At 45.2% G+C, this 8,962-nt stretch carries 6 protein-coding genes, 10 tRNA genes and 2 rRNA genes; 16 read left to right on the top strand and 2 right to left on the bottom strand.

The genetic code is table 11. From position 1 onward, the window contains the following. The 12 genes from NV381_RS31805 to NV381_RS31750 form a co-directional block, all read left to right on the top strand. Positions 1-173: ribosomal RNA gene (locus NV381_RS31805) — 23S ribosomal RNA — on the top strand; the annotation flags it as partial. A gap of 134 nt (positions 174-307) precedes the next feature. Beyond that, positions 308-424: ribosomal RNA gene (gene rrf, locus NV381_RS31800) — 5S ribosomal RNA — on the top strand. A 46-nt stretch (positions 425-470) separates the two neighbouring features. Further along, positions 471-562 (top strand) — tRNA-Ser (locus tag NV381_RS31795). Between the two features lie 15 nt (positions 563-577). Further along, a tRNA-Glu gene (locus NV381_RS31790) sits at positions 578-652 on the top strand. Positions 653-667: 15 nt separating this feature from the next. Next, positions 668-743 (top strand) — tRNA-Val (locus NV381_RS31785). A gap of 15 nt (positions 744-758) precedes the next feature. Continuing rightward, positions 759-835, top strand: a tRNA-Met gene (locus tag NV381_RS31780). 33 nt (positions 836-868) lie between these two features. After that, a tRNA-Asp gene (locus NV381_RS31775) sits at positions 869-945 on the top strand. A gap of 19 nt (positions 946-964) precedes the next feature. After that, a tRNA-Thr gene (locus tag NV381_RS31770) sits at positions 965-1,040 on the top strand. A gap of 27 nt (positions 1,041-1,067) precedes the next feature. Beyond that, positions 1,068-1,140 (top strand) — tRNA-His (locus NV381_RS31765). Positions 1,141-1,159: 19 nt separating this feature from the next. Then, a tRNA-Gln gene (locus tag NV381_RS31760) sits at positions 1,160-1,231 on the top strand. A 20-nt stretch (positions 1,232-1,251) separates the two neighbouring features. Then, positions 1,252-1,327, top strand: a tRNA-Lys gene (locus NV381_RS31755). A 10-nt stretch (positions 1,328-1,337) separates the two neighbouring features. After that, positions 1,338-1,417, top strand: a tRNA-Leu gene (locus NV381_RS31750). Between the two features lie 495 nt (positions 1,418-1,912). On the opposite strand, the gene NV381_RS31745 is transcribed toward NV381_RS31750, so the two are convergent. Both NV381_RS31745 and NV381_RS31740 read right to left on the bottom strand, forming a co-directional pair. Continuing rightward, positions 1,913-2,599, bottom strand: a complete 687-nt coding sequence (locus NV381_RS31745) for a response regulator transcription factor (RefSeq protein WP_258217329.1) — start codon at positions 2,597-2,599, stop codon at positions 1,913-1,915. Positions 2,600-2,675: 76 nt separating this feature from the next. Beyond that, positions 2,676-4,154: a sensor histidine kinase gene (locus NV381_RS31740; RefSeq protein WP_258217328.1), complete on the bottom strand. Its 1,479-nt coding sequence runs from the start codon at positions 4,152-4,154 to the stop codon at positions 2,676-2,678. A 162-nt stretch (positions 4,155-4,316) separates the two neighbouring features. Between NV381_RS31740 and NV381_RS31735 the strand changes: the two genes are divergently transcribed. From NV381_RS31735 to NV381_RS31720, 4 genes are all read left to right on the top strand, one after another. Beyond that, positions 4,317-5,639, top strand: coding sequence for an ABC transporter substrate-binding protein (locus NV381_RS31735; protein WP_258217327.1), 1,323 nt, complete (start codon positions 4,317-4,319; stop codon positions 5,637-5,639). Positions 5,640-5,711: 72 nt separating this feature from the next. Continuing rightward, positions 5,712-6,602, top strand: coding sequence for a carbohydrate ABC transporter permease (locus NV381_RS31730; RefSeq protein WP_258217326.1), 891 nt, complete (start codon positions 5,712-5,714; stop codon positions 6,600-6,602). A gap of 29 nt (positions 6,603-6,631) precedes the next feature. After that, the gene (locus tag NV381_RS31725; RefSeq protein WP_258217325.1) at positions 6,632-7,507 is read left to right on the top strand and encodes a carbohydrate ABC transporter permease; all 876 of its coding nucleotides are present in this window, start codon (positions 6,632-6,634) and stop codon (positions 7,505-7,507) included. Between the two features lie 34 nt (positions 7,508-7,541). Beyond that, a complete protein-coding gene (locus NV381_RS31720) occupies positions 7,542-8,954 on the top strand; it encodes a sulfatase (protein WP_258217324.1) in 1,413 nt (470 codons plus the stop codon). Positions 8,955-8,962: the final 8 nt, after the last annotated feature.

Here is an 8,962-nt window from a genome sequence, read left to right as displayed (position 1 = left end):
ATAGCTACGTACGGAAGGGATAAGCGCTGAAAGCATCTAAGCGTGAAGCCCCCCTCAAGATGAGATTTCCCAGTATGTAAGACCCCTTGAAGACGACGAGGTTGATAGGTTCGGGGTGGAAGTGCCGCAAGGTATGGAGCTGACGAATACTAATCGGTCGAGGGCTTATCCAAGAATACCTTCACAAGGTGGAGAGAAGCGTTAAAGCTGACTCCGAATACATTGTGAGGAAACCGTGAAAATATATAGCGTTGCTCGACGCTGCTTGTTTCGGATCTAGTTTTCAAGGAATAAACCTTGACATTCGTTTGGTGATGATGGCGGAGGGGAACCACGCGTTCCCATCTCGAACACGACCGTTAAGCCCTCCAGCGCCAATGGTACTTAGACCGCAGGGTCTTGGGAGAGTAGGACGTTGCCAAGCGAAAAAAGAAAAAACAGCTCTGGTTCGATAGAACTGAATGTTAAACGGAGAGGTGTCCGAGCTGGCCGAAGGAGCACGATTGGAAATCGTGTAGGCGTCACAAGCGTCTCGAGGGTTCGAATCCCTCTCTCTCCGCCATTACATACTTAGTAAGGCCCGTTGGTCAAGTGGTTAAGACACCTCCCTTTCACGGAGGTAACAGGGGTTCGAGTCCCCTACGGGTCACCATTGTTATAATGATATGGGCGCTTAGCTCAGCTGGGAGAGCATCTGCCTTACAAGCAGAGGGTCGGCGGTTCGATCCCGTCAGCGCCCACCATATTCATTTTTTTATCGCGGGGTGGAGCAGCCCGGTAGCTCGTCGGGCTCATAACCCGAAGGCCGCAGGTTCAAATCCTGCCCCCGCAACCAATTTTATCGAAGCTTATTACTTCGAAATAACGCGGAGCCGTGGTGTAGTGGCCCAACATGCCTGCCTGTCACGCAGGAGACCGCGGGTTCGAATCCCGTCGGCTCCGCCATTTTATTTAAATGTTTTCTGCCGTTGTAGCTCAACTGGTAGAGCAACTGACTTGTAATCAGTAGGTTGGGGGTTCAAGTCCTCTCGACGGCACCATTTTTGATTTTTCCATAGCTTAATATGGCGGTCGTGGCGAAGGGGTTAACGCACTGGTCTGTGGCTCCAGCATTCGTGGGTTCAAGTCCCATCGATCGCCCTCTTTTTTTGTTTTTTAATGGGGATTAGCCAAGCGGTAAGGCAACGGACTTTGACTCCGTCATGCCTAGGTTCGAATCCTAGATCCCCAGTACTTTACCCCAAAAATTATGAGACATTAGCTCAGCTGGTAGAGCACCTGACTTTTAATCAGGGTGTCGTAGGTTCGAATCCTACATGTCTCACCACTAATAGCGCGCGCGTATGGCGGAATTGGCAGACGCACTAGACTTAGGATCTAGCGGGCGACCGTGGGGGTTCAAGTCCCTCTACGCGCATCACAAAAAAGCTCCAGGTAGGTATTTCTACTTGGAGCTTTTTTTGTTGTTTTTTTATATTGACTTGGATTGACGGAAGACGATGGTTTGCTTCTTCGGAGGGTACCCCAAGGGCCCAGATTGCTGCCATGCTTGTTCGGAATTTGTATTTGAAGGGGAGTGGTCGAGCATACTTTGACGATGTCCTCAGGATACTTGGTACGCTCAAGCAGCCGCAGCAGCGGCAGAAGCTGGATTGATGACAGACCATACAAATCAATTATTTGCTCTCAATGAGCAGCCGTTAACATGAGAGGAGATGGCGGCTGTCCTAGTAAGAGCAGCAGAAGGGCTTGAGTCAATTTCATGCAGAATAGCTTAAATAATAAATAAGATTAACGAGCAAAGTTGCCGCTATGCTTGCACCGCAAATACCCTGTTTGGTTTGAAGTACAGCCGAACAGGGTATTTGTGTGGAATCAGATTTATTATTTTAGGACTTTAATAATAAACAGACTATAGCTCTTTTAATACTTCAAAGATACGTAATTCATTAACGGAGCGAATTACTTCAGCGATGCTGGATAGCTGAAACTTTTTCAGCAGGCTGTTGATCTGCTTTTTGATGGTTTCGTATTCAACGCTGCGTTCTTCTGCGATCTGCTTTCTGGATTTACCCTCACAAAGCAATCGGAGCACTTGCAGCTCGCTTGGTGTCAGCTCGGAGATGATTTGGATGATGAACAGCAGGCTGCTTTCGGTTCGCTTAATTCTGGCAAATTCCCCCCTTATTTTCTCAGCGATCATGGGACGGATAGGCGATCGGTTATGATAGGCGGAAAGAATAGCCTCGAGCACCTCTTCATTTGTAGAGGTTTTGAGAATATAATCGATAATTCCAGTTTGGAAAGCGGAAAAAATAAAGTTTTCGTCTTTATGCACCGTAAGTACAATGATTTTGATGTGAGGCAGCTTCTCGTTGATTTGTCTGGCTGCATCAATTCCGGCATAAGAGCTTTCCATTTCGATGTCCATTAGAATGATATCCGGCTGCTCGATTGCAGCGTGCATGATTGCTTCATATCCGGAAGAAGCTTTGGCTACACATTCCATCTGATTGCATTGAGCGATAACCCGTTCTAATCTTCTCCGATGGGCTTCCATATCATCCGCAATTAGAATGCGAATTTTTTGTTCTGACATGGCTGACCCTCCTTTTTTCTATCAATAAAAAAATACTTGGCAAGCTATAGGGTGAATAATTTATTCCCCCAGGTATCTAAATTAAAGGTAAAAAAATAGTAAACTTGGTGCCTTGGCCGAGCGTGCTTTCCACCTGGATTTTACCATCGTGACCGGATACGATCTTATGACAGTAAGAAAGTCCAATTCCCCAGTTATTTACAGAGGATTTGGTGGTGAAAAAAGGATCGAAAATCATATCCAATTGATCCTCGGGAACACCTGGCCCATTGTCTGTGATCTGAATCAAGCCCCAACCGTTATGATGGAAGGTTTCAATGGTGATGGAGCCATTTTCCACAAGGGGCAGGGAATCGATTGCATTTTCCAGCAAGTTATACAGAGTCTCGCTCATATGATATAGATCCATATAGGCTAGCGATTGTGGTTCTTCCAGCTTCACCTGTATGTCGGCTTTTCTTTCTCTAAAGTTAATGAGTGATAGGGCTTGTTTAACAGGTTGATCAAGCGAAAGTGGTTGTAAATTTAATTCGATGTTCTTCAGCTTGTCGGCTGCTTGGTCAATGCTGGTCATGGCCGAACGGCAGGACTTCAGAATAAGCTCTAAGCTATAGGCTGTTTCTTCATCCCCGCTATGACGTTCCTTCACATATGCGGTCTCGGATTGAATCGCAATCAAGTGATTTTTTAGGGCGTGTGTGAAAGCCCTCGTCCCAAGGGTAGCGGTATCAATGCTTTTATTAATCTGAATATCGCGATTTTTACGGTATGATTCGATAGATTTAAACTTATAAACAATAAAAATAATGAAGGTTAAGGCCAAATAAAAAGCATAAGGAAGCACATACAAGCTAATTGGATGGGAGTCGAAAGGAGGCTGCAGATAGTTGTAGTATCCATCCAAATAGGTAGCTTTGATCAAAATTTTGGGGGCCCACGAGAAAAGCAGCAAATGAATGATAACGACCGGAATCAAAGCAAGAATATGGAATGCCGTTAGGTTCTTGATGAATTTAATCTTGGGGTAGTTGATGTAATAGTGCAACAGCAAGCCGAAGGCTAAGATCACCATGGCGTATTTTAAATTCTTTAATACAAAATCCAAAGATGCAAGGATGGGGCTGTAGCTCATTTGGATTTCCCATAAAAAAATATTAAGTGATGGATCATAAGCAAGCAGTTGAACGACGAACAAAATAGCTACTGCAGCATACATACAGCGTTGGAGCTTAGGCTTCATATTGAGTGTGAAGGAAACGGCAAAAAGAAGCACTGAGCTGTAGAAAATAATGACTCCGCCGTTCAGCATGCGAATCAGGAGGTTGGGATTAAACTGGGTTAGCACTAAATAGTTCCAGGTCCCAGGGCTGAAGTTGAAGAAAGAGTGAATGATATTGTAATAATAATTGAATTTGCTTAAGTAGAGAATGAATGAAATAAATGAAAGCACCCATCCGACGATAATACCATACAAGAAACGGGTGGAAGAGTTACTCAGCTTTTTATAGGTAAACAAGATAGAGGAGATCAGAAACAATAGGGTCACGAAGATCATAGGCTACCTCTTAATGAAATGACGCCCGGTTCCAGAAGTGTCCGCATCGCACCTAGGGGGAATAAAACATTCAACTATCGGGCATTTCTTTTCCCAAATATAATAAAACTGCAGCTGATAAAAGCGTATTCAAAGCATAACAAAACAAAAGGTGGTTGTAAAATGAAAAAAATCTTGAGTCTGGCGCTAACAGGCACATTAGTTGCAGGTATTGCCGCCGGCTGCTCCCCAGCCAAAGAGACGGCTAAGGAAGGCAGCGCAACGCCTCCTGCCGGGAGTGCCAAGCCAGTCGCTTTAAAGATGACTGTTCTGCCGGATGATCTTGACACCTTCAAGCTGGTGTTTGATGAATTTAAAAAGGAGAATCCGAACATCTCAGTTCAATTGGATACGATTCCCCAGCAGCAGTATTATGACAAGCTGCGCCTTCAGCTATCAGGTGGGGAAGAGATCGATTTGATAGGCGGTAATATGGACGTATTCCTGGACACCGGAATATTGGAACCGCTTGATGAGTACATCAAGAAAGGCAATGTCGATGTCTCAGGATTCGGACCGCTGTATGATAACCTCAAGGTTAACGACAAAATGTATGGTTTGCCTTACCGGAAATCGAATTGGATGCTGTACTATAATAAAACGCTTTTCGATAAAATGAATGTGCCCTATCCGAAATCCGATATGACGTGGGATGATTTCCGCGACCTGGCCAAGAAAATGACCCAAGGCGAAGGCGCAAGCAAAATATATGGTGCTTTCCTACACCCATGGGCACAAACCTGGTACATCCAAGCGGTACAAACCGGGGCTTCGATTATTGATAAGGATTTGACACCGTTTAAAAAAGCTTTGCAGTTCCGTATGGATTTGGAAAAGGACGGCTCCATTATGTCCTGGGCAGAGCAAATTACTACTTCTGCCCATTACAATTCAGCATTCCAAAAAGGCAATGTAGCCATGAATCTGATCGGTGACTGGCATATAGCCCAGCTAAGAACAGCGGAGGAAGAGAAGAAAATCAGCTTCGATTGGGACGTCGTTCCTGCGCCACATCCGGCTGGAGTACCTGCGAACACGAGTCTGGCAACGCCGGTTTCCTTAATGCTGAACAAAGCATCGAAGCATAAGGAAGAAGCGTTTAAGCTTCTCCAGTTTATGACAGGAGCAAAAGGCGCGAAGATATTCGCTTCCAAAGGCTTTCTTACAGGCTACACGAATGATGACATTCGCAAAGCTTATATCGGAGACGGCAGTATGAAACCGAAGAACATTCATTTCTTTGTGGAACAAAAGGAGTATCCGGAATATCCGCTGCTGCCGGGTATAAAAAATATTGTGCTCAACAATATCTACAAGCAAGAAGGAGAAATGGCGCTGACCAAAGCGCAAACGGTTGATCAGGCTATTCAAAAAATAGGCGAGCGCATTCAGAAGGAATGGGCTGACAAGTATGGCAAGGAATTTAAGGCAGCATCGAAAAAATAGCGGAATATGCGTTCCCATTCGAACTTCACTTGTGGCAAGTGAAGTTCGAATGCTAAGAAAAGGAGTCGAACCATGATGAAAACCAACAAAACCTTCCTCACACGAGGGCGCAAAGTGGGATATACCTTCTTGCTGCCGAACATAATTGGCTTTCTGGTGTTCATCTGCTTCCCGGTGCTGGCCTCGTTTCTGATGAGCTTTACTGATTGGAACGGGTTTGGACAGATTGAATTTGCCGGACTGTCTAACTATACCCGACTATGGGGAGATGAAACGTTCCGGATATCGCTTCTGAACAGCTTGATTATGACAGTTGTCTCTGTACCGGCCACACTATTTCTTGCGATTCTGGCGGCTGTTGTGCTTAACAAAGGGGTTAAAGCCGTCAAGTTATTCCGTACCGCGATCTTCATGCCCCATATCACTGCCACAATAGCTGTAGCTGTCGTATGGCAGCTGCTCTACAATCCTACGATGGGACCTATTAACGGGCTGCTGCGAAGCTTAGGTGTGGAGCACCCGCCTATGTGGCTGGCATCTACCACCTGGGCACTTCCCTCTGTAATTATTGTAAGCATCTGGCATTCCGTTGGTTATTATATGGTGTTGTATCTGGCTGGACTGCAGGGTATTCCAAAAGATTTGTATGAAGCAGCTTCGCTTGATGGAGCCGGGAAGGCTTCTCAATTCAAGAATATAACGGTACCGATGCTTTCGCCGGTTATATTCTTCACAGTCATTATCGGCATAATTAATTCATTTAAAGTATTTGATATGGTGTACGTTCTGACCAAGGGCGGACCAGGACGCTCGACACATGTGCTTGTTTATGATATTTACTATACGGCTTTCCAACGATACGAGTACGGTTACGCTTCAGCTATGGCATATGTATTGTTTGCTATCATTTTAGTTATTACCTTGATTCAATTCAAAGGACAAAAAAAATGGGTCAATGATTAAGAAATGCAATCAACAAGGAGGAAATCAGCATGAGTACTATCGTGGAACCAACGGCATCCTATTCCGTTTCAAAGCCCTTTCGCTTGTCGGTTTTAATACGCCAAATACTGCTGTACGCTGTTGTTATCCTGGTATCTTTATCCATGGTTGTCCCGTTTATATGGATGCTTTCTGCTTCTGTTAAGTCGGAATCGGAAGTTTTTTCCTTTCCGATCCAGTGGATTCCGAGCACGTTTTATTGGAGCAACTATGAGAAGGTCTGGTTTAAGCTCCCTTTTTTCTCCTATTATCTAAATACGATTAAAATTGCTGTTTCAACAACCATACTTCAGATCATTACCTGCTCTCTGGCGGCTTACGCTTTCTCCAAGGTACGGTTTCCAGAGCGGGATAAATTATTCTTCTTATATGTAGCTACGATGATGATCCCCTTTCAAGTTATGATGATTCCACAGTTTATGCTGATGAAACAGCTTGGTCTGCTGAACTCGCACTGGGCATTGATCCTGCTTGGTGCTTTCAGTCCATTTGGTGTTTTTTTGTTTCGTCAATTTTTTATATCGATCCCGGAGGAGCTTTCAGAAGCTGCCAGAATTGACGGCTTAAGCGAGTTTGGTATTTATTTACGTGTAATTATGCCTTTGATGCGGCCTGCTATCGCCAGCTTGACGATTTTTACATTTATGCACTCCTGGAATGATTTTCTGGGACCGCTGATTTATATTAATTCCGATCATTTGTTTACTTTGCAATTGGGAATGCAGCATTTCCAATCCGAGCATGCCACTGAATATGGACCGTTGATGGCTGCAGCCGTATCTGCGATCGTTCCTACCATTCTTATCTACTTTTTTGCCCAAGACCACTTTGTTGAAGGCATTGCTGCCGGAGCCATAAAGGGATAACAGTATTAACTTATGGAGAAGGAGCTAATCTGGAATGAGCAAGCCGAATATCATCTACATTTTTGCCGATCAGTGGCGCAAGCAAGCTGTTGGTTATCGAAACGAAGACCCGGTAATCACACCGAATATCGATCAATTTGCTGGAGAAAGCTTGGTTTTCGAAAATGCATTAAGCTGCACACCACTTTGCTCACCGCATAGGGCTGCTCTGCTAACAGGCAAATATCCGCAATCCAATGGCGTATACACCAATTGTAAGATTGGCGCTGATGTGATGCTGCGTCCGGAAGAAGTCTGCATTGGCGATGTGCTGAAGCAGGCAGGGTATGATACGGGGTATATCGGCAAATGGCATTTGGATTTGCCGGAAGAGAACGTTTGTCTGGAGCCTGCGTCAGGCGCACGCGGATGGGATGCTTACACACCGCCTGGCTTGAAGCGGCATGGCTTTGAATTCTGGTATTCCTATGGCGCATATGATAATCATTTGGAGCCGCATTATTGGAAGGACAACGCGAATATGATTTCGGTGAAACAATGGTCCCTTGAACACGAGACGGATGTGGCATTGGAATACATTCAGAAGCACTGTGACAATGAGAATCCCTTCGCCTTGTTTGTTTCATGGAATCCACCCCACAGTCCGTTTGAATTAGTTCCGCAAACATATAAAGCTGTATATGCGAATCGTCCTTTGAAGCTGCGGCCTAACGTACAAGCAGAATCCCTTATGGCTCATACCGGAGAACCGTTCGATAGAGGAATGGAAAATCTGGAGCGATATACGCGCGATTATTTTGCTGCGATAACCGGATTGGATCAGCAGTTCGGAAGAATCCTGGATGCGGTCCGTGATCTTGGGATTGAAGGCAATACGCTTATTGTGCTGTCATCTGATCACGGGGAGCTGATGGGTTCTCATGGTTTGATGGCGAAGCATTCCTGGCATGAGGAATCCGTAGGCATTCCATGTTTGATGCGCTGGCCCGGTCAGGTCAAGGAGGGAAGTACATCTCTGCTTTTTAACAGTGTGGACATTATGCCTACCTTGCTGGGACTGGCGGAAATCCCGATCCCTAGCTTCGTAGAGGGAAGAGATTTTTCTAATGTGATTATCGGACAGGATGAACAAACGGATGTGAGTTCGGCTTTTCTCTGTGCCTTTCCCGGTCGTAAGGAGGTTATTGAGCAGTTTGCCAAGCAAGGGCTGGATAACAGGAAATATGGTTGGAGAGCAGTTCGTACACACCAATACACGTATGTCATTCATAGAGGTTATGAGCCTGGCGAGAAGACGCAACGGTTTCTTTATGATCTGAAAAAAGACCCTTACCAGCTTGATCCATTAATCGTTACAGAGGCGTCGAGCCACGAGGTGACAGCTGAGCTGGAGCGGGAGCTTCAAGCTTGGCTGTTAAAAACAGGCGACCGATTCGAACTATACTAACGAAAAGA

This window comes from Paenibacillus radicis (ex Xue et al. 2023) (assembly GCF_024722015.1).
GTDB lineage: Bacteria > Bacillota > Bacilli > Paenibacillales > NBRC-103111 > Paenibacillus_S.
This window is presented reverse-complemented; position numbering and strand designations above follow the sequence as displayed.

Excerpts from the sequence above, each read along its gene's own strand:
- NV381_RS31745 (WP_258217329.1), bottom strand. The coding sequence starts at position 2,599 with ATGTCAGAACAAAAAATTCGCATTCTAATTGCGGATGATATGGAAGCC.
- NV381_RS31740 (WP_258217328.1), bottom strand. The coding sequence starts at position 4,154 with ATGATCTTCGTGACCCTATTGTTTCTGATCTCCTCTATCTTGTTTACC.
- NV381_RS31735 (WP_258217327.1), top strand. The coding sequence starts at position 4,317 with ATGAAAAAAATCTTGAGTCTGGCGCTAACAGGCACATTAGTTGCAGGT.
- NV381_RS31730 (WP_258217326.1), top strand. The coding sequence starts at position 5,712 with ATGATGAAAACCAACAAAACCTTCCTCACACGAGGGCGCAAAGTGGGA.
- NV381_RS31725 (WP_258217325.1), top strand. The coding sequence starts at position 6,632 with ATGAGTACTATCGTGGAACCAACGGCATCCTATTCCGTTTCAAAGCCC.
- NV381_RS31720 (WP_258217324.1), top strand. The coding sequence starts at position 7,542 with ATGAGCAAGCCGAATATCATCTACATTTTTGCCGATCAGTGGCGCAAG.